The 21,272-nt window shown below is 59.2% G+C and carries 15 protein-coding genes; 7 read left to right on the plus strand and 8 right to left on the minus strand.

All coding sequences use genetic code 11. From position 1 onward, the window contains the following. Positions 1 to 260: 260 nt before the first annotated feature. The 3 genes from AAFH49_RS15465 to AAFH49_RS15475 all read right to left on the minus strand — a co-directional run bounded on the left by AAFH49_RS15465 (position 261) and on the right by AAFH49_RS15475 (position 2,948). Complete coding sequence (locus AAFH49_RS15465; protein WP_342299583.1) at positions 261 to 893, minus strand: bifunctional nuclease family protein; 633 nt, start codon at positions 891 to 893, stop codon at positions 261 to 263. Between the two features lie 213 nt (positions 894 to 1,106). Next, positions 1,107 to 2,084, minus strand: a complete 978-nt coding sequence (locus AAFH49_RS15470) for an electron transfer flavoprotein subunit alpha/FixB family protein (protein WP_342299584.1) — start codon at positions 2,082 to 2,084, stop codon at positions 1,107 to 1,109. A gap of 123 nt (positions 2,085 to 2,207) precedes the next feature. Continuing rightward, the gene (locus AAFH49_RS15475) at positions 2,208 to 2,948 is read right to left on the minus strand and encodes an electron transfer flavoprotein subunit beta/FixA family protein (protein WP_342299585.1); all 741 of its coding nucleotides are present in this window, start codon (positions 2,946 to 2,948) and stop codon (positions 2,208 to 2,210) included. A 154-nt stretch (positions 2,949 to 3,102) separates the two neighbouring features. Between AAFH49_RS15475 and AAFH49_RS15480 the strand changes: the two genes are divergently transcribed. The 7 genes from AAFH49_RS15480 to AAFH49_RS15510 all read left to right on the plus strand — a co-directional run bounded on the left by AAFH49_RS15480 (position 3,103) and on the right by AAFH49_RS15510 (position 15,006). After that, positions 3,103 to 3,441 carry a tetratricopeptide repeat protein gene (locus AAFH49_RS15480; protein ID WP_342299586.1) on the plus strand — a complete coding sequence of 113 codons (339 nt, stop codon included), beginning with the start codon at positions 3,103 to 3,105 and terminating at the stop codon, positions 3,439 to 3,441. A 253-nt stretch (positions 3,442 to 3,694) separates the two neighbouring features. Then, the gene (locus tag AAFH49_RS15485; RefSeq protein WP_342299588.1) at positions 3,695 to 4,459 is read left to right on the plus strand and encodes a DUF937 domain-containing protein; all 765 of its coding nucleotides are present in this window, start codon (positions 3,695 to 3,697) and stop codon (positions 4,457 to 4,459) included. A gap of 140 nt (positions 4,460 to 4,599) precedes the next feature. Beyond that, entirely contained in the window at positions 4,600 to 5,907 is a 1,308-nt protein-coding gene (locus AAFH49_RS15490) for a TolC family protein (protein ID WP_342299590.1), read from the plus strand. An 88-nt stretch (positions 5,908 to 5,995) separates the two neighbouring features. After that, positions 5,996 to 7,075, plus strand: a complete 1,080-nt coding sequence (locus AAFH49_RS15495; protein WP_342299591.1) for an efflux RND transporter periplasmic adaptor subunit — start codon at positions 5,996 to 5,998, stop codon at positions 7,073 to 7,075. A gap of 113 nt (positions 7,076 to 7,188) precedes the next feature. Next, positions 7,189 to 10,347 (plus strand): efflux RND transporter permease subunit, encoded by a 3,159-nt coding sequence (locus AAFH49_RS15500; protein ID WP_342299594.1) that lies wholly within the window; start codon positions 7,189 to 7,191, stop codon positions 10,345 to 10,347. Positions 10,348 to 10,623: 276 nt separating this feature from the next. Continuing rightward, positions 10,624 to 13,773, plus strand: a complete 3,150-nt coding sequence (locus AAFH49_RS15505; protein WP_342299596.1) for an efflux RND transporter permease subunit — start codon at positions 10,624 to 10,626, stop codon at positions 13,771 to 13,773. Positions 13,774 to 13,956: 183 nt separating this feature from the next. Continuing rightward, a complete protein-coding gene (locus AAFH49_RS15510; RefSeq protein WP_342299598.1) occupies positions 13,957 to 15,006 on the plus strand; it encodes a methyltransferase domain-containing protein in 1,050 nt (349 codons plus the stop codon). A 67-nt stretch (positions 15,007 to 15,073) separates the two neighbouring features. Here the strand turns inward: AAFH49_RS15510 and AAFH49_RS15515 are convergent, their stop codons facing one another. The 5 genes from AAFH49_RS15515 to AAFH49_RS15535 form a co-directional block, all read right to left on the minus strand. After that, entirely contained in the window at positions 15,074 to 16,561 is a 1,488-nt protein-coding gene (locus AAFH49_RS15515; protein ID WP_342299599.1) for an oligosaccharide flippase family protein, read from the minus strand. A gap of 86 nt (positions 16,562 to 16,647) precedes the next feature. After that, positions 16,648 to 17,958, minus strand: a complete 1,311-nt coding sequence (locus AAFH49_RS15520; RefSeq protein ID WP_342299600.1) for a DUF7033 domain-containing protein — start codon at positions 17,956 to 17,958, stop codon at positions 16,648 to 16,650. 84 nt (positions 17,959 to 18,042) lie between these two features. Next, positions 18,043 to 19,350 carry a glycosyltransferase family protein gene (locus tag AAFH49_RS15525; protein WP_342299602.1) on the minus strand — a complete coding sequence of 436 codons (1,308 nt, stop codon included), beginning with the start codon at positions 19,348 to 19,350 and terminating at the stop codon, positions 18,043 to 18,045. Beyond that, positions 19,350 to 20,393, minus strand: coding sequence for a pseudaminic acid synthase (gene pseI / locus AAFH49_RS15530; protein WP_342299603.1), 1,044 nt, complete (start codon positions 20,391 to 20,393; stop codon positions 19,350 to 19,352). Before pseI ends, AAFH49_RS15525 begins: the two co-directional genes overlap by 1 nt. 123 nt (positions 20,394 to 20,516) lie before the next feature. Beyond that, entirely contained in the window at positions 20,517 to 21,161 is a 645-nt protein-coding gene (locus tag AAFH49_RS15535; protein WP_342299606.1) for an HAD family hydrolase, read from the minus strand. Positions 21,162 to 21,272 lie beyond the last annotated feature (111 nt).

A 21,272-nucleotide genomic window follows, 5' to 3' on the forward strand; every position in this document is an offset into this window, starting at 1 on the left:
GGCCGTGAGCTGAGCCGGCAGCTCGGCCAACTGCTGAATAAACGCCGTGCGTTCGGCAGGGGCGAGGGGGCTGGTGGGCAGCTGCGGCCGGCCAATGGGGTATTTGAGTGGGTCGAGGTTGGAGTCCATAACTGCAAAGAAAACGAAAACGCTGCCCCCGATGAGAAGGCAGCGCTTTCAAAAGGCATCAATAACGGAAACGGGAAAGCGGAACCACAAAAAATCTGTTTTATCCGCTAAAATCCGTTAAATCTGTGGTCTTAGCCGTTGCGCTTGTTCAACTCGTCGCGGATTTTGGCGGCTTTCTCGTAGTCCTCTTTTTCGAGGGCCTGGGCCAGCATTTTGGTCAGCTCGTCCAGCGAAACCTGGCCGCTGGGCTCGCGGGGCTCGGGCTGGGGACGGTTGGCGCGGGGCGAGTCCGTGTCGTTGTCTTCGTCCTCATCTTCATCGTCCTCCTCAGCTTCGCTTTCGGCTTCGTCGAGGTCGGAAAGGATAATGCCGGCTTCGCTTAGCACGCTTTCAACCGTATAGATGGGAACACCGAAGCGCAGGCCGATGGCAATAGCGTCGGAAGGCCGGGCATCGATATCGAATGTCGTCGCCCCGTCGGAGCATACAATGCGTGAATAAAAGACGCCTTCTTTGAGGTCAGAAATTACCACTTCCAGAATCACAACGTGCACGTGTTCAGCAAAAGATTTGAACAGGTCGTGCGTGAGAGGCCGATTGGGGCTAATCTTTTCTATCTGAATGGCAATGCTTTGTGCTTCAAACATGCCGATAATAATGGGCAAGCGGCGGTTGCCGCCCTTCTCGCCCAGAATCAGCGCGAAGGAGCCAGATTGTGACTGGCTGGACGAAAGGCCCAGGATTTCAAGCTGGATTTTTTTCAAGGGAATAAGGAACTGGGTGTCTTGGAAGCGGAAAGGAGGGAGGGGCCGGGCCGAAGCCGGTAGACAGGATGTACGTGCAAATAAAGAAAAGTCCGGGTATCTGCGGCCAAAACCTACCGTAGAAACCGGAAATGCTGAAAAAAGATTGGGGACCCGGCCCGCGGCTTCTTGCGAAAACCACCGGACCGAGTCCCCAATGCCTGCACAGTAAACCTAGTTAAGGGCCTTTACAGCGGCGGTTAGTTTGGGCAGTACGTCAAAAACGTCGCCCACGATGCCATAATCTGCCGCTTTGAAGAAAGGAGCTTCCGGGTCTTTGTTGATGACCACAATCACCTTCGAGCTATTCACGCCGGCCAGGTGCTGGATGGCACCCGAAATGCCGCAGGCAATGTACAGGTTCGGCGAGATGGTGATGCCGGTCTGGCCCACGTGCTCGTGGTGAGGGCGCCAGTCAACGTCCGATACGGGCTTGGAGCAAGCCGTAGCCGCACCCAGAGCCTTAGCCAGGTCCTCAATGAGGTGCCAGTTCTCGGGGCCTTTCATGCCGCGGCCACCCGATACCACGAGTTCGGCCTCGGGCAGCAAAATGCCGCCGGCTTGGTCCTGCATCACCACTTGCGTGGGCGCATCAGCAAAATCAGCGTCCGATAGCTGGGCTGCGAAGCTTACCACTTCGGCCGTTTTGCCAGCATCGTGCTTGGCTTCGGTCGAGTTTTTCTTCACGGCGATGATTTTGCGGTCACCACTCAGTACCACGTCCGAAAACGCCTTGCCCGAGAATGCGCCCCGCTTCACCGTGAACTGGCCGCCGTCGGTTTTGGGCAGCTCTACCACGTTGGTGGCCAGGCTGGCCTTCAGCCGCACCGAGAGGCGCGAACCTACTGCCGCGCCAATGTTGGAGTTAGCCAGTACGATGATTTTAGCCTGTTCCTGCTCGGCTGCCGTGGCGATGAGCTTCGTGTAGGCATTGTTTACGAAATCCTTGAGGCGGGGCTCAGCATCGTACAGCACTTTCGTGATGCCCTGCTCGCCGAGCTTGGCCAAGTTGGCCTCATTGGCTTCGCCTACGGCAATGGCCGTGGCGGTAGTGCCCAGTTGGGCAGCCACCTGCGCCCCGTAAGAGGCTACTTCGAGCGACGACTTTTTTACTTCGCCGTCGGCGCATTCAACTACAACTAATACAGACATGATTTTTATTTTTTGTCATCCTGAGCGCAGCGAAGGACCTTATCACGCTGGCGCTGTTAGAATTGGGGATTGCGACGAAAGCAGCCGTGATAAGATGCTTCCTCCGTCAGCATGACAGACGAATTAAATAACCTTGGCTTCGTTGCGGAGCAGCTTGATGAGCTCGCCGGCATTTTCAGCGTCGATGAGCTTCACGCCCTGCTTTTTGGGCGGCAGCGCGTACTCGGCTACGGTGGTGCGGGCGGGCTCGCCCACGGCGGTCACCACTTTCAGGGGCTTGGTGCGGGCCGTCATGATGCCGCGCATGTTGGGAATGCGGGGCTCGCACATGGGCTGCTGGCACGAGGCCACGAAGGGCGTGTTCACGGTCACGATTTCCTTGCCGCCTTCGATTTCGCGCTCCAGCGTGGCGGTGTTGCCGCTCATATCCAGCTTCATGGCCGGGGCCACGGTCGGGATGCCGAGCATTTCGCCCACCATGCCGTGCACCTGGAAACCGTTGTAGTCGATGCTTTCCTTGCCCATCAAAATCACGTCGTAAGCACCCTCTTTGGCAACGGCCGCAATCTGCTCGGCCACGAAGTAGGCGTCCTGCGGCGCGGCGTTCACCCGGATGGCGTCATCGGCCCCGATGGCCAGCGCCTTGCGGATGTTGGGCTCCGTGTCGGCTTCGCCTACATTCAGCACAGTTACGGTGCCGCTGCCGGCGGCTTCTTTCAGTTCGATGGCGCGGGTGAGGGCGTACTCATCCCAAGGGTTAATCACGAACTGCACACCGGCCTTATTGAACTCCTTGTTATCGGGGGTGAAGGCAATTTTGGTGGTCGTGTCGGGCACGTTGGAAATACAAACCAGAAACTTCATCTAAGCGGGATTAGGGTGGCGAAATCGAATGAAAAAGGCTGCATGCATAACAACCTATAGTAGCTTGCCGGTTTCCGGTAGCCAATCTTTAACAAGGGATATGCGGTGGAAAAGCCGCAATTTTGCCCCAAAGGTAAACAAAACTCCTGCCCTGATGAACACTCCGACCACTCGTTTGCAACAGTTATTGGCTTTCTATGCCGATGACCCCACCGATGCCTTCACCATATATGCCCTGGCTACCGAATACCGCGCCCAAGAGCCGGAACGGGCCTGGGAATTTTATCACAAACTCTTAACCGAACACCCCGATTACGTGGGCACTTACTACCACGCCGGCAAGCTTTTGGAGCAATTCGGCAAAAAGGATGAGGCCGAAAAAGTGTACCGCACCGGACTGAAAACGGCCCGCGCCGCCGGCCAGCAGCACGCTGCCAGCGAGCTGTTGCAAGCGCTGAATAGCTGCCTCGGGCTTGATTACGAGGACGACTAACGGTTAGGTAGCCTATAGAAAAAAAGCCCGGCAAACTGTCGGGCTTTTTTCGTTGGCTGAGTGCGGGATGGTATGCGAATTTGGCCTTTTATGCCTGAAAATGGGAAGAGCTTTATTTCATTCAGCAGGCAAATTTTGAGTTTGGTCGGGCAAATTTTGAGTTCCGCCGCGTACATAATGCTTATGCTATTACTATTTAGCTACTTTGCATCGATACCACGAGAAAGATTCTACCACATCTTCCTGTTCTGCCATGTCTGCACTGTTCTCTGCCATTGCCAAAGCCTTTCCCCGTGAGCTGATTAACCACCTGGCTGCCCGCCTGGGCGAGGGCGAAAACGGCATGAAGCGTGCCGTGGAAGGCGTGCTGCCCGTGATGATGGGCGGCATGGCCCGGCAAGCCGAAACCTCGGATGCCCAATTGCTTTTTGAATGGAGCAGCCGGGCCTATCAGACGACGCGGTACGGGCTGGGCAGCGTGACCGGAATGCTGGGCATTCTGGGCAGTGGCCAGGAGGCCGGCAGCGCCATGATGCAGGGCGAAACGCTGCTGCTGGTGTTGTTCGGCAATTCCTGGCAGACCATCGCCGCTTCGGTAAGCCGCTACGCGCAGGTGAAGCGCACCACAGCCAGCACGCTGCTGACGTTGGTGGGGGCGGTGCTGCCGGGCCTGCTGGGCCAGTATGCCGAGCGTAACCGGCTGTCGGCGGCGGCGGTTTCGGCGAATTTAATTGGCATCAAAAACCAGCTCAGCACCTTGCTGCCCCTTGATTTGCGGGCTGTGGCCGATGCCTTGGGCCTGACGGCCGGCACCCAGCCAACGAAGGGCCGGAACCGGGAAGGGCGGACTATTTCCTGGGCGCTGCTGCTGATACTTACGGCGTCCCTGGGCCTGCGTAGCACTCCCCCAGACCTGTGGGCCCATGTGCTGCCAACGGTTTCCTCGCAGCTGGTGCAGGGGTATTTGCTGGCGGTGCAGGTAGCCGGTGGAGTGGCCGGACTGACGCAGACCATGTAGGGGCCGCCCGGCCCGCAAAAAACTGGCCCCTTGAAAAATGGGTGTTCACCGAGGTTTAGCGGGCGTTCGAGGGGTAAAAGGAACATTCATTTTATCCTCATACAGGTACTGGCACCTTTGTCAGGAAATCAACGCCAATTATGTCCCGCTTTCCTTTTCTGGTTCTTTTTGGGGCGTGGTGCCTGGCCGCTCAGCCGGCAGCCGCCCAAAGCGCCGCGGCCGTCCAGGCCTCCCCAACTGACACCATTCGCCTGACGCTGCCCGACGCCGAGCAACGCTTCTTCCAAAACAACCTGGCCGTGCTGGCCCAGCAGTACAACGTGACGGTGGCCCAGGCACAGGCCGTACAGGCCCGGCTGATTGACAACCCCACGCTGTATGTAGAGCAGGACGTGCTGCGCCGTCGCATTGGCCGCCCTACGGTGCCAGAGGGTACCGCCAGCAGCCAGGCTGTGGTGACGGTGCAGCAGCTGTTTTCGTTGGCAGGGCGGCGCAAGGCAGCTGGCCAAGCTGCCCAGCAAGGGGCTGTGGTGGAGCAGTACAACCTCCAGGACCTGCTGCGCAACCTGCGCTACCAGCTGCGCACCACGTTCTACGACATCTACTTCAAGCAACAGACGCTGAAGGCTTACGCTACGGAAATTGCCTCGCTGACGCGCACCGTGGGCCTGTACCAAACGCAGTTTGAGAAGGGAAACATTGCGCTGAAAGAGGTGATTCGCCTGCGGGCTTTCCTCTTTACGCTGCAAAGCGAACGGCAAACCCTGCTCAACGACGTGGCTTCGGACCAGACCGACCTGCACGTGCTGGTGCGCGATGCGACAGGCACCCAGTTTGTGCCGGTGGTGGACGTGAACAAAACCCGCGACCTGAGTCTGAAAAGCTACTCGGAGCAGCAGCTGGCCGATACGGCCCTGGTGCTACGCACTGACCTGAACGCCCGCCGCGCCACCGTGGAGCAGCAAAACCTGAATCTGCGCCTCCAGCAAAAGCTGGCCACGCCCGACCTAGCCGTGGGCTACACCTATGACAAAGCCGGCTCCTACATCGACAACTACCAGGCCCTGACGCTGGGCATTGCCGTGCCGATTTTCAACCGCAACCAAGGCAATATTCAGGTGGCGAAGGCCCAGATTGCCGGTAGCAAGCTGCTGGTGGACCAGCAGCAGCTGGTGGTCCAGAACGAGGTGCACCAGGCCTACCAGCTGGCCGCCCGCAACGACGACCTTTTTCAGAACACCGACCGCGACACGGCACCCTTTGCGCGGCTGATGGTGGGCATTGAGCAGAGCTATGCCAAGCGCATTCTGAGCGTGGTGGAATACCTGGACTTTTTCGAGTCTTACAAGAATAACCTGGTGCAGCTGAACACCTTGCGGGCCAACCGCGTGCGGGCTTTTGAGCAACTGAATTTTGCTATCGGCAAGCCCATTTTCCGGGCCGAATAATTTCGGCTTAGCTACCGCCGCAACTGTCTTAATCCTGAAAATATCATAAGCTGCTGGCCCAAGGCCATTGGCTAACACCTACCTCCTGATGAACCGCTCCTTTCTAGCATTGCTGACCGCCGTAACCTTGGTTGGCTGCTCCAAACCCGAAGTCAAAGAAGAAAAGAAGGAGGGCTTCCGCCTGTCCGACACCATGATGCAGCAGATTGTGCTCGACACGGTGCGCCTGCGCCCAGTGCAGGACGAACTGGTGCTGACCGGCGAAATTGCCACCGACGGCGACAAAACGGTGAAAGTGTACCCGCTGGTGGGCGGCGTGGTGGAGCAGCTGAAAGTGCAGCTCGGCGACAAGGTGACCAAAGGCCAGGTGCTGGCCGTCATCAAATCGGGCGAGATTGCCGACGTGCAGAACCAGACTACCGCCGCCAGCTCCGACCTCGACATTGCCCGCAAGAACTTGGCCGTGGCCGAAGACATGTACAAAGCCGGCCTGAACTCAGAGCGCGACGTGGTATTGGCCCGCGCCGAGGTGACCAAAGCCCGCGGCACGGTGGGCAAAAACGTGAAGCAGCTCAGCGTCTACGGCATCGGGGCCGATGGGATGTACACGCTGCGCGCGCCGATTTCGGGCTTCATCACGGAGAAGAATGCGACTGACCACGAGCAGTTTAACAACGACAACGTGGGAAACCTGTTCACGGTGAGCGACCTGGACGATGTCTGGATTATGGCCAACGTGTTCGAGTCGGACATCTCGAAGGTGAAGGAAGGCTATTCGGCCGACGTGACCACGCTGAGCTACCCGGACAAGCATTTCCGGGGCAAGATTGACAAGGTGTTCAACGTGCTCGACCCCGACAGCAAGGTGATGAAGGTGCGCGTGCGCCTCGAAAACCCCGGCTATCTGCTGAAACCCGAGATGTATGCGCAGGTGCGCGTCGAGAACACGGAAGGGGCGAAGGCCCTGGCCGTGCCCGCCAAATCGGTGGTATTTGACAAGGACCGCAACTTCGTGATGGTGTTCAAGGACCGCACCCATGTCGAGACTCGGCCCGTGACCATCAGCAAAACGGTGGGCGATTACAGCTACGTGACCTCGGGCCTGAAGCCCGGCGACGTAGTGATTGCCAAAGACCAGCTGCTGGTTTACGACGAGCTGAACGACTAATCAGATAAGGTTGATATTGACTCCGAGCAATGGCTTTTTGGCCTTGCTCTGGGACAATACTGCCTTTATAATCTACCCAATCATCATTGTTTCTTCACTGTTAGAAACTGAAAATGAACAAGTTTATTCAAGGCATTATTGCCTTTTCGCTTAAGAATAAGGGCTTCATCTTCCTCATGACGCTCGTGGTGGTGGTGATGGGCATCGTGAGCTACCGGAACACGCCCATCGAGGCCTTCCCGGACGTTACCAACACCGAAATCACCATCATCACGCAGTGGCCTGGCCGCTCGGCCGAGGAGATGGAGAAGTTCGTGACTGTGCCCATCGAAATTGCCCTGAACCCGGTACAGAAAAAGGCCTCGGTGCGCAGCACCACGCTGTTCGGCCTGTCGGTGGTGAAGGTGATTTTTGACGATGGCGTGGACGATGCCTTCGCGCGCCCACAGGTGAACAACCTGCTGCGCGAAGTGGACCTGCCCGACGGCATCACGCCCGACGTGCAGCCGCCCTACGGCCCCACCGGCGAAATCTACCGCTACACGCTGGAAAGCAAAACCAAGACCGTACGCGAGCTCAAAACTCTGCAGGACTGGGTGATTGAGCGCAACCTGAAAGCCGTGCCCGGCGTGGCCGACGTGAACAGCTTCGGCGGCGAGGTGAAGGACTACGAAATCTCGGTGAACCCCGGCAAGTTGCAGGATTTCGGCCTCACGCCGCTCGACCTCTATACGGCGGTGCAGCGCTCCAACATCAACGTGGGAGGCGACGTGATAAACGAGGGCCAGCAGAACTACGTGGTGCGCGGCATCGGCCTGCTGAACAACATCTCCGACATCACCAACACGGTGATAAAGAACGTGAACGGTGTGCCGATTCTGGTGCGCGACGTGGCCAAAGTGACCGAAAGCGCCCTGCCGCGTCTGGGCCAGGTCGGCCGCGGCTTCGAGGACGACAAGCTGGAAGGTATCGTGGTGATGCGCAAGGGCGAAAACCCTTCGGAAGTCATTGCCCGCCTGCATGATAAGGTGGAAGAGCTGAACTCAAAAATCCTGCCGCCCGACGTGAAGATGAAAACCTTCTACGACCGGCAGCAACTCATCGATTTCTCGACGGAGACGGTGATTCACAACCTCATGGAAGGCATTGTGCTGGTCACGCTCATCGTGTTCCTGTTCATGGCCGACTGGCGCACGACGGTGATTGTGTCGGTGATTATACCGCTGGCGCTGCTGTTTGCCTTCATCTGCCTGCGCTTGCGCGGCATGAGCGCCAACCTGCTGAGCATGGGCGCGATTGACTTCGGTATCATCATCGATGGCGCGGTGGTGATGGTGGAAGGGCTCTTCGTGGCCCTCGACCATAAGGCGCATGAGCTGGGCATGGAGCGGTTCAATAAGCTCTCCAAGCTAGGCTTGATTAAGAAGTCGGGCCGCGAGATGGGCAAGTCGATTTTCTTCGCCAAAGCCATTATTATCACCGCGTTGCTGCCGATTTTTTCCTTCGAGAAGGTGGAAGGCAAGGTGTTCAGCCCGCTGGCCTGGACGTTGGGTTTTGCCCTGCTGGGCGCGCTGATTTTCACCCTCACGCTGGTGCCGGTGCTGGTGAGCATCCTGCTGAAAAAGAACGTGAAGGAGAAGGACAACTTCTTCGTGCGCGGCGTGAACAACGGGGCCAACCGTTTCTTCCGCTTCACCTACGCCCGCAAAACGGCCACGCTCATCATCGCCTTCGTTGTGACGGCCGTGGGCCTGTATTCCTTCTCATTCCTGGGCTCGGAGTTCCTGCCGGAGCTGAACGAGGGCTCGATTTACGTGCGGGCGCAGCTGCCGCTGAGCATCAGCCTGGAATCCTCAAACGAGCTGTGCAACCAGATGCGGCGCGACTTCCTGAGCTTCCCCGAGGTGAGCGACGTGGTGAGCCAGACCGGCCGCCCCAACGACGGCACCGACCCCACGGGCTTCTATAACAACGAGTTTCTGGTGCAGCTCAAGCACACGCCGGAAGTGGAGAAGAAGATGAAATCAAAGGCCTACCGCGAGGATTTGGTGGAGCGCATGAAAGCCAAGCTCGACAAGTTTACGGGCGTCGATTTCAACTTCTCGCAGCCTATTACCGACAACGTGGAGGAAGCCGCCTCGGGCGTGAAAGGCTCCATTGCCGTGAAGATTTACGGTACCGACCTGGCTACGCTGGAGGCCAAGGCCCGCGAGGTGTATGAGGTGCTGAAAACCGTGAAGGGCATTGACGACCTAGGCGTGTTGCGCAACATCGGCCAGCCCGAGTTCCATGTCGACCTCGACGAGCGCCGCATGGCCAGCTACGGCGTGAATAAATCGGACGCCAACTCGGTGCTGGAAATGGCCGTGGGCGGCAAGGAAGCCACACAACTGTACGAAGGCGAGCGCAAATTCCCCATCCGGGTACGCTACGAGCCCCAGTTCCGGCAGACGCCGGCCGAAATCGCGGCCCTGATGGTGCCCACCCAATCGGGCAAAACCATTCCGCTCTCCGAAATTGCCAACATCGGCTCCGTCACCGGCCCGAGCCTGATTTACCGCGACGACAACCGCCGCTTCGCTGCCGTGAAATTCAGCATCCGCGGCCGCGACATGGGCTCTACCATCAAGGAAGCGCAGGAAAAAGTGAACCGCCACGTGAAGCTGCCCGCCGGCTACGAGCAGAAATGGACCGGCGACTTCGAGAACCAGCGCCGCGCCCAGCAGCGCCTTACGCAGGTGGTGCCCATCTCGCTGGGCCTCATCTTCTTCATCCTTTTCATCCTGTTCAGCAACCTAAAGGATGCCGGGCTGGTACTGCTCAACGTGCCGTTTGCCATTATCGGCGGCATCGCGGCGCTGCTCATCACGCACACCAACTTCTCGATTTCGGCCGGTATTGGCTTCATCGCTCTGTTCGGTATCTGTATTCAGAACGGCGTGATTCTCATCTCCGTCTTCAAGCAGAATCTGGTCAAGAAGCACTCGCTCGACCATTCTATCAACGAAGGCGTGATTTCCCGGGTGCGCCCGGTGGTGATGACGGCCCTCATGGCCACCATCGGCCTGATGCCGGCCGCCATCTCAACGGGCATTGGCTCGGAGACTTCCAAGCCGCTGGCCATCGTGGTAATCGGTGGTTTGATAACGGGTACCATCCTCACGCTCTTTGTGTTCCCGCTGGTGTTCGAGCGCTTCTACCGCTCAGAGCACACCAAGTACGTGGCGCTGCCCGGCGAGCCCGGCTACGTGGAGCCGGTGGCTACGCACTAACCAGCTGTAGCGTGGACTCTGCGAGTCCGCGCCTGCCCGAACGACATCTGCTACGCGCGGACTCTCAGAGTCCACGCTACATAAAAAAAGCCCGCTGCCTTAACCAGGTGGCGGGCTTTTTTTATGCTTTCCGGCTTCATATATCCTTCACGGCTTCATAAAATCCTCATTGTTTTCTCATCAACTTTTCACCAGATTCTCATTTTCCGGCCGGCAACTATTCAAATAGGCCGCCATCGCAACTCGACACGTCGCTGCTTCCCACCACGCACTTGCATGAATAAGTTTATTTCCGGCATCGTTGCCTTCTCGCTGAAGAACCGCTTCTTCATCTTTTTCATGACGGCGCTGCTCGTCGCCGGCGGCACTTACAGCTACGTCCACACGCCCATCGAAGCGTTTCCGGACGTGACGAATACCCAGATGATTATCGTGAGCCTCTGGCCTGGCCGCTCGGCCGAGGAGGTGGAGCGGTTCGTGAGCACGCCCATTGAGGTGGCGATGAACTCGGTGCAGATGAAAAGCAACATGCGCAGTATCAGTATGTTTGGCTTATCGGTGCTCAAGATAAACTTCGAGGACAACGTGGAAGATTTCTTCGCCCGGCAGCAGGTGAACAACCTGCTGAGTGGGGTGAATTTGCCGGTCGGGTGCGACTCGCACGTGCAGCCGCCTTACGGTCCCACCGGTGAGATTTTCCGCTACACGGTGCAGAGCCGCACCGGCCGCAGTACCAACGAGCTGCTTGCCATTCAGGACTGGACGGTGGAACGGCAGCTGAAATCCGTGCCCGGCGTGGCCGACATCGCGGCCTTCGGCGGCACGCGTAAGGTGTACGAAATCAGCGTAAACCCTGCCATGCTGGCCAAGTACGACATGACCCCGCTGGAGGTATTCGAGGCCGTGCAGAAGTCGAACATGAACGTGGGCGGCGACGTGATTGAGAAGAACTCGCAGAGCTACGTGGTGCGCGGCATCGGCCTGCTCACCAAGCCCGAAGACATCGGTAACATCATCGTCAAGGACATCAACAACGTGCCCGTGCTGGTGCGCAACGTGGCCAAAGTGACTGAAAGCAACGCCCCTCGTGTGGGCCAGGCTGGGCTGGACGACCAGAGCGACGTGGTAGAAGGCATCGTCATCATGCGCAAGGGTGAAAACCCCGCTGAGGTGCTGGGCCGCGTGAAGGCTAAAATCGCCGAGCTTAACGAGAAAGTTCTGCCCAACGACGTGTACCTCAAAACGTTCTATGACCGCGACGTGCTGATGGACCACTGCACGCACACCGTAATCCACAACCTGATTGAGGGCATTGTGCTGGTGACGCTCATCGTGCTCATCTTCATGGCAGATTGGCGCACTACGCTCACGGTGGGCGTGGTGGTGCCGCTGGCGCTGCTGTTTGCCTTCGTGTGCCTGCGCCTTAAAGGCATGAGTGCCAACCTGCTGAGTATGGGCGCGATTGACTTCGGTATCATCATCGACGGGGCCGTGGTGATGGTGGAGGGCATTTTTGTGGTGCTCGACCACAAGGCGCATCAGGTGGGGATGGAGAAGTTCAACAAGCTGGCCAAGCTGGGCATGATTAAGAAGACCGGCGGCGAGCTGGGAAAGGCCGTGTTCTTTGCCAAGCTGATTATTCTGACCTGCCTGCTGCCCATTTTCGCTTTCGAGAAAGTGGAGGGCAAGATGTTCAGTCCGCTGGCCTACACGCTGGGCTTCGCCTTGATTGGCGCACTGATTCTGACCCTGACGCTGGTGCCAGTGCTGTGCTCGCTGCTGCTCAATAAGGATGTGAAGGAGAAGAACAACCCAGTGGTGAATTTCTTCGACAACATCGTAACCAGCGCTTTTGGCTTCACTTATCGCCACAAGCTGTTGAGCTTTGGAGTGACGATGGCCATTGTTGTGGCCGGTTTATATTCCTTCAAGCTGCTGGGTTCGGAGTTTCTGCCGGAGCTGAACGAGGGCGCGCTGTGGGTAGAAACCAAGCTGCCGATGTCGTCCTCGCTCACCGAAACCAACAAGATGGCGGCCAACTACCGCCGCATCCTGCGCTCATTTCCAGAGGTGACTTCGGTGCTGAGCCAGACCGGCCGCTCGAACGACGGCACCGACCCCTCGGGCATCTACTACGTGCAGGCGCAGGTCAACCTCAAGCCCAAGGAGGAGTGGAAGCGCAACATCACAAAGGAGCAGCTGATTGACGAAATGGACAAGAAGCTGAAGGAGTACCCCGGCATCATTTTCAACTACTCGCAGCCCATTATTGACAACGTGGAGGAGGCGGTGGCCGGCATCAATGCCGCGCTGGCGGTGAAGATTTTCGGCAATGATTTGAAGGAGCTCGACGGCAAGGCCAATGAGGTGATGAAAGTGCTCGGCGGCGTGCGCGGCGTGAAGGACCTGGGCATTCTGCGGAACCTGGGCCAGCCCGAAATGAGCGTGCGCCTCGACCAGACCCGCATGGCCGCCTACGGCGTGCAAACGGCTGATGCACAGACAGTAGTGGAGATGGCCGTGGGCGGCAAGGCCGCCACCCAGATTTACGAAGGCGAGCGCAAGTTTGACGTGACCGTGCGCTACCCCAAGCAGGACCGCGACACCGAAGCCAAGATTGGCGAGCTGCGCGTGCCCACCATCCGGGGCGGCAAGGTGGCGCTCAAGGAAATTGCCACCATCAAAACCGAAAACGGCCCGGCTTTCGTGTACCACGATAATGGTCAGCGCTTTATCGCCGTGAAATTCTCCATCCGCGACCGCGACATGGGCTCGACCATCGCCGAAGCGCAGAAGAAAATGGACCAGACCATCAAGCTCGGCAAGGGCTACCGCATTGAGTGGGCCGGCGAGTTTGAGAATCAGGTGCGGGCCACCAAGCGGCTCACGCAGGTGGTGCCGGTGTCGCTGGTTATCATTTTCATCCTGTTGTTCATCACCTTCGGCAACGGCAAGGATGCCGCGTTGGTGCTGGCCAACGTGCCGTTTGCACTCATTGGTGGCATCGCGGCGCTGCACATTACGGGTGTCAACTTCTCGATTTCGGCAGGCATCGGATTCATCGCGTTGCTGGGGATATGTATTCAGAACGGCATCGTCCTGATTACCGTATTTAAAGAGAACCTGCGCAAGAAGATGAGCCTGGCCGAAAGCCTGCGCCTGGGCGTGGCCTCGCGCGTGCGCCCCGTGGTGATGACGGCCCTCATGGCCATGATTGGCCTGTTCCCGGCGGCGCTCAGCACGGGCATCGGCTCCGAAACGCAGAAGCCGCTGGCCATCGTGGTGATTGGCGGGCTAGTAACGGCCACGGTGCTCACGCTGCTGATTTTCCCGCTCATCTTCGCCTTCTTCTACCGCGAAATGCACCAGGATGGCCCGGCACCCAAGCGCGTGAGTGAGGAGCGGCCGGTGCTGGTGGGAGCGTAGGCCTGTAGCGCGGGCTCTGTGAGTCCGCGCCCGTATGCGCCGTAGGGAACAGTTTAAACGAAAACCGGGCAGGCGCGGACTCGCAGAGTCCATGCGATAGTTGGAAAGAACTTCGGGCGTCCAAACCAGTTGTTCCCGGCACAACGTATTTTCGACCTCAACTATCGAATTCCCTCTCCAGATATGGCTTCTTCCGAAACCCGCGCTCAGGTGCAGGACTACTACGGTACCCAGCTGCAAACCAGCCAGGACCTGCTCACCAATGCGTGCTGCACCGACGATATTCCGTTGGCCCACCGCCGCATTCTATCGCAGCTGGAGCCGGAGGTGCTGGAGAAATACTACGGCTGCGGCGTGTGCATTCCCGAGGCCATTGAAGGCATCACGGTGCTGGATTTGGGCTCCGGCTCGGGCCGCGATGCGTATCTGCTCTCAAAGCTGGTGGGCGAAAACGGCCACGTTATCGGCGTAGATATGACCGGGGAGCAGCTCGACGTGGCCCGCCGCCACATCGACGCCCATACCGTCACCTTTGGCTACTCTAAACCCAACGTGGAGTTTCGCCACGGCTACATCGAAGACCTGAAATCGGCCAATATCGCCGACAATAGCGTGGACTTGGTGGTGAGCAACTGCGTGCTCAACCTGAGCACCGATAAGGAAGCCACCTACCGCGAGATTTTCCGGGTGCTGAAGCCCGGTGGTGAGCTATTCATCGCCGACGTATTTGCCGACCGCCGTGTGCCCGAAAACCTGCGCCAGGACCCGGTTTTGTACGGCGAATGCCTGAGCGGCGCTATGTACACCGAGGATTTCCGCCGTCTGCTGCTGCGCCTGGGCATCAACGACTACCGCCTGATGAGCAGCCGCCGCCTCACCATCAACAACCCCGAGATTGAGGCCAAAGTGGGTAATATCGGCTTCTACTCGCTCACGGTGCGTGCCTTCAAGCTCGACATCGAAGACAAGTGCGAAGACCACGGCCAGGTGGCTACTTACCTGGGCACCGTGCCAGGCCAGCCCCACCAGTTCGTGCTCGATGACCACCACACCTTCGAAACCGGCCGGCCCATGCTGGTGTGCGGTAACACGGCCGCCATGGTGGCCGACACGCGTTACGCGCCCCATTTCAAAGTGCTGGGCGATACCAGCCAGCATTTCGGTTTGTTCGACTGCGGGCCTTCGCCGGTAGCGGTGGCGGCGGGCGAGGCGGTGAGTGGCAGCTGCTGCTAAACAGCGTGTTTTTGCTTTAAAAAGAAGGGTGGGCCAGAAGATGGCTCACCCTTCTTTTTTGTAAGAATCAGCGCGTGAGTCGAGCTCGTAGGCTGGCCAACAAGTTGGCGGCCTCCGGCGCGGTGCCGGTGAGCAACACGCCGGCCCCGTAGAGCACCGTGAGCACACCGCCGCGCATGAGCAGCGTGAGCCAAGCATTGCCGGTTTCGGGCAGAACCCAGGCGATGAATCCTGCCACGGCTGCCACGGCCAAAATGCGTGCAATCTGGCCATCAAAGGGCTGCATACCGTAGTTGCGCCACACAAACCACGTCCGGATGGTGTTGATGCTCACCAGCGCGATGCAGTAGGCGAGGGCCGCGCCGGCCAGCTCCATACGCGGAATCAGCAGCCAGTTGAGGGCGACCACGGCGGCGGCGAGCGAGATATTGAACACCAAATCAAACCGGTAGCGCGGCGACGTAGCCACGATAATGCTGTTGACGCCCGTGATGCCATCAAACAGCCGGCCGGCTAGCAGCAAGAGCACGGCCGTGGTGCCCACCGCGAACTCGGGCCGGTGAATGAGGCCGTAAATGAAATTAAGATTCAGGCCAATACCTAATGCTAAGTAGCAGCCCAGCAGTGTGTTGATGCGCGTGCTGCGTCGGTAGAAATCGGCCATTTTAGCCATGTTGCCTTCTTTCCAGTATTCGGCAATGAGTGAAAACGCCGTCTTATAGAGCGCCCGGAAGGGCAGGACCAGCGCCGTACTCACATTGGTGGCAATGAGGTAGATGCCGGCCGCCGCCAGGCTTACTTTGGTGCCCACCATCAGGCTGTCAATGTTGAGCAGCACCGTGCCCGAGATGTTGCTCAGCAGCACGAAAGCCCCAAAACCCAGCATCTCACGCAGCGGCTTGATGCGCAACGCCGCCCGCGTGGGCCGCAAATGCAACTCACCAATGGCCGCCAGGTAGATTGCCAGCAACACCGCCACCACCGCGTAAGCCCCCACGTAAGCCAGTACGAAGCCGTGGAAGCTGATAACGCCCTGACTGTAAGCCACGGCGGCCCCCACCAGCATCAGCCGAAGCAGGATTTCCTGGCAAAAGGAGGAAAAGGATGTGTGATAGAGTGACCGCAAATAAGCATCCTGCAACGAGCCCAGCATAATGCAGCCCGCCAACGCAATGGCCGCTAGGTAGTGCGGCGAAAGCAGCGCCGCGTCGCCCTTAGCGTACCATTGCAGCAGCAGCGGCTTGCCCACCAGCATGGCCAGCGCCACCACCACAAAGCCCAGCAGCGGCGGCCCCAGTAGCAGCGGAAAGAAGCCCGCGTGGTTGCGCCCCTGATTCCGAAAAAATGGGAAATACCGGATGCCCATGTTGGCGAATCCGAAGGATGCCACCTGTGCCCCAATGGTCGCCATGGGCAGCAATACGCTGGCCGTGAGGCCAATCTGGGCCGGCGAGAGCAGGCGCGGCAGCACCAGAATGGTATTGGCAAAGCCGATGGCGAGGCCGACGTAGGAAATCAGGGTGTTGCGGATGCCCTGGCGCTGAACGATGCCCAATTAGGATGGTATTGAATGAATTGTAGCACATGCTTTTTGCTTGTGCCTTGCCTGACGGGCACAAGCTGAAGCATGTGCGACGGGCCTCAAAGTTCGGCCACAATCCGGCTTCCAGTGAGAAAAGCCGCCCCGCGCTGCTGCAAATAGCCCATTATTTCGGCAAACTGACGCGGGCCGGTCACCCGGTTGGCCGGGTCGAAATGGTCGTTGTGCCAGAGCACGGTGGCTACCCCACCGAACCGCTCAATCTCCTCAAACATGGGCCGGAGTGCGGGCATGATTTCCTCGGGTTGCAGCTGCAAGTAGTTGGGATGGTGCAAGGTAGCGTCCATCACATTGAGCGGGATTTCGAGGAAGCTACAGGCGGTACCCGTTGAGAAGTTGAAGGGAAAAAACGGCAAGCAATAGGAGTTGCGAAAGCCGAAATGCTCAGCAAATCCCAGGGTGGAATCATAGGCGAAGCTGCCGCTGGCCTCGACCAATGCGGGGGTCGTGCGGGGCTCCCAGCAGAGGTAGTGGAAGCGCAGGCCGTCACCGTCTGGTTTCAGGGTTGCTTTTTCCTGGTTCAATCGGACAGCCTCTTTCGCAGTGCCGATGCTGCCATGCAGGCCAATTTCAAAGCCCTGTTGCTGGAGTTGATGCAGGCGTTGGCGAAGGGCCGTGTTAAGGGCGTAGTCGGCATTCGGCGTGCCATTAGCACCTTTCCTAAGCTCTGGCAACATGAAAAAGGTAGAGGCCGCGCCGTATTCCGCCACGGTATCGGCCACGGTTTCCAGGTTGTCCCAAGCATCGGGCCGCGTCAGGTGCTGCCACAGCTGCTGGCCGAAATGCCAAAGCCGGCCCTGCTTCAGCGCGGCTTTAGCAGGCGCTTTCCAAGCACTGCGTAGGTTGTCGATGTCATGGGTGATGAAGGCCGCGAAAGGAGCCGTGCAGTCCCAGCGCCGGGGCTGCAGTGGCTGGCCAGTGACATGCTCCATGGCCGTTTTCAGCACGTCGAAGTAGTAGTTCACCACCGGCAGCGCCACGAAATCATAACTCTTTTGAATGCTGGCTGCATAGGGGAACCGCCCGTGCCGGTCGCGCATATCAGCGAAATATTCCTGCCAGCCGCTGAGTAGGTAGAAGGCCGCCGAGATGACATCGGCGTTGATAACGACACGGCCGGGATACCGGTCGAGCAGTGGGGACTCGGGCCGGCTATCGAAGAAAAACGGCACCCGCTGCCCGGACCATTCGCGGTAGTTCGGAGCTGCCGGGTAGGGGCTTTGGCCCTGAAAAAAGTCGTCCGCCAGGTCAGCCACTTCGATGGGCCGCTGGCTGCCAACGTAGCCAATCAGCTCCGATGGCACGTCCACATAGGCCAACTGAAAATGCCGCAACACATAGGCCAGCCGCATTTCGGTTGAAACCGGAACGGTGCTTATCGGGGGCGGAGTAGTGGCCGATGGCATGGCTTTTATTTGTATAAAACTAGACGATTATCAGCTGGTTGTGATGGATTGATTCAGCCAGTTGTTTAGCAGGTTTGCGGTGTGTAACTGGCTCCGGCCTTCATCGGGCGTGCCCAGCGTGGCGTTGTAATAAGCAGCGCGGAGGTAGAGGTCGGCGGGCTTGTGCAAGGCGTAGCGGCGCAGGGCGGCCGCCAGTTCGGCGGGTGTATCGGCACGCTCCACGAGGCCGCGCGCGGCATAGCCATAATAGTCGTTTGTGAGGGCAAAGGTGCCGAAGCGGAAGTAAATGCTGGCCACGTTCAGGAGCGTTGCTTCGAGGTGCGTGGAGGTGTCGGCGGCAACCAGCGCGTCCTGCCGTAGCAGGAAATCGAACACGTTTTCCTGGCGGGCGCTCGACCATTGCAACGCCGGCAGCAGCTTCCGCAGCGGCTCGAAGTCGCGGCCGTCGCTGGGGTGCGGGCGCAGGGTGAAGGTGAGGTGCGGCAGCTCGCGTAGCAGGTACACCAGCGTGTCTACCAGGGCCGGCATGGGGTCGTGGATGTTGCAGGCGATGCCTACCCGGCGCACGGTTGGGGCAGTGTTTTTCTGATTTAAATAAGCGTCGGCCTTGGGCATGCCCACCAACTCCACCCGGCCCTGCACGGGGCCGCATAGGCGGTACTTGTCCAAGGCATCCTGGCCTTCCAGTAGGCTCAGGTCGAAGCCCAGGGGTGGGAAGTTGGCACTCACACTGGCGTGTTGCACGTAGGCCGTGGGCACGCCCTCGGCGCGGCAGGCCAGCAGTAGGGAGCGGGTGTCGTCGTTGTGGTCGTTGGAGAATATCACGGCCCTGGGCCGGTAGTGCCGCAGCGCCCGCCGGTACACTTCGTAGTAGCCGATGGCGTAGAAAATGAAGTCAAAAAACCGCCAGGCCCGGCCGCCATCAGTTTTCAGCAAACCAAAAAACGAGATAGGAAATTGCCAGTAATACAGCAGCTTGCTTCGCAAGGAAAGCCGGTTCACTGCTGCGTTATAGCGCCCGATGTTCTTGCCTTGCCCCGCCACCAGCACGGCATCCGGCCGGGACTTTTGGATGAATTCCAGCGCGTCGTAGTTATTGGCACTCACCACGTAGAGCCATACCTTGCCGTGCAGGTCGTCGCGGTTTTTTATCGGCTTGATGATGTTGCCCACCAGTCGCAGGCCCGCGTAGCCCAGCACCCGCGCCAGTCGTTTTGCCGGGTTGGCTGGCGAAATATCGGCCAGCGCCGCCGGGGGCAGCCCCGCGAATATGGTAGTGAAGCGCAGCTGCAAAATGTCGCGCAGGCGCGGGATGAGCGGCAGGGTTCGGGCCGGCATTACAGCGCCTCCCAAGTCAACGGGGTGCCGGGTTTCAGGTCTTTGGCGGCTTTGCGGCCCAGCACCACGTCCCAGTGGCGCGGCCACAGGCCATCGCCGGGGCGAATGATTTTCAGGTTATCCGTGGTGAATTCCTCGCCCGCCGCAATGGGCTTGGCCACGTAAATGCTGCGCTTGTAGAGGCGGCTTTTCTCCTCACCGGTCTGGATGCAGAGCTGCACCGTGCCTAATGCCTGGTGGGCACGCTCGGTTTCCTCAACCAAGCTTTTTAACTCGTGCGGCTCCAATGAAAAGGCAGAGTCCACGCCGCCCTCGGCCCGGCTCAGGGTAAAGTGCTTTTCGATGACGCAGGCGCCCAGGGCCACGGCAGCCACGCTCGCGCCCACGCCCATGGTGTGGTCGCTCAGGCCGATGGGGCAGCCGAAAGTTTCGGCCAGCACCGGGATGGTGCGCAGGTTGGTATTGGCCGGTGAGGCGGGGTAGGTGCTGGTGCATTTCAGCAGCACCAGCTCGCGGCAGCCGGCTTCGCGCAACACCCGCACGGCATCGTCAATCTCGGCCAGGGTGGCCGCGCCGGTGCTCACAATCACGGGCTTGCCGGTAGCAGCTACCTTGCGCAGCAGTGGCCAGTGGGCATTTTCGAAAGAGGCAATCTTGTAGGCAGGCACGTCCAGCGACTCCAGAAAATCAACCGCTGTCTCATCAAACGGTGAGCTGAAGGCCAGCATGCCGTGTTGCCGGGCGCGGGCAAACAGCTCGGCGTGCCATTCCCAGGGCGTATGGGCTTCCTCGTAGAGCTTATACAGGTTCTTGCCTTCCCACAGCGACTGGCCTTCCTCGTCAATGGCAAAGCCGGTGTCCATCGTAATGGTGTCGGCGGTATAGGTCTGAAGCTTAAGGGCATCGACGCCGGCAGCGGCGGCGGCATCTACCAGAGCCAGGGCGCGGTCGAGGCTCTGGTTATGGTTGCCGGACATTTCGGCGATGATAAACGGCTTGTGCGCGGGGCCAACCGGACGGCCGCCGATGGTGATTTCGGTCATGGTTTTGGGGGGGGGCGAATCGGAAGCACAAAGGTACACGGGCTATCGCGCGATGTAGCGCGGACTTTTAGTCCGCGAGTATACTGGCTGCGCGGTGGAAGCCCCGCGGACTAAAAGCCCGCGCTACAACTCATCCAGCGAATGAATGCGGCGGTCTGCCTCATGTGCCGCATCGGCCTCGTAGTGGGCATAATTTCCGCGCAAAATCCGGACTGTTTTGAATCCCAGCGGCTTGATGCCCACAAAATCCTTGCGCACGTTGTCGCCCACGTAAGTCACTTCTTCCGGCTTCACACCTTCGCGCCGGCAAATCAGCTGGAAAACGTGCGGGTCGGGCTTGGCGCGGTGGCGGCCGTAGCGGTTGGTGAGGTAGGCGTGGCGCACCCGGCCGGTCAGGCCTAGCGCGGCCACTTTGCGGGCCTGCACTTCCTTGTGGCCATCGGTCACAATGTAGAGTGGCCAGTTGGCGAAGCGGGTGAGGCAGCGCTCAGCATCCGGAAATAAGCTCAGCGTAGGCTTGTGCTGCCGGTAGGTGCGTAGGCAGGCCGCCACCAGCGCCTTGCTCCACCGGCCGTGCTGACGTAGCACGTTATCAAAGACTTGCCCGCGCCCTTGCACGGCTTCCTCGGCAATCATGCCAGCTGCCAGGGTTTCGGCGGGCACGTCCAGTAGCGGGCTCAGAAACTCCGCCACGGCCCGGAAACCACTGTGCACGTAGCTCAACTCAGGGTACAGCGTGTCGTCGAGGTCGAAAACGAGAACGGGCATAAAGTAGGGTGCGGGGCTCGCCCCCGCCCGCCATTGAATGGTCACCTATGACTGACTGGTCGCTGGCTAAAAATTAAAATCTTTCAACGGCGGGCGGGGCAAGCCCTACCG

Origin of the sequence: Hymenobacter segetis (genome assembly GCF_038448715.1) — a bacterium.
GTDB lineage: Bacteria > Bacteroidota > Bacteroidia > Cytophagales > Hymenobacteraceae > Hymenobacter > Hymenobacter segetis.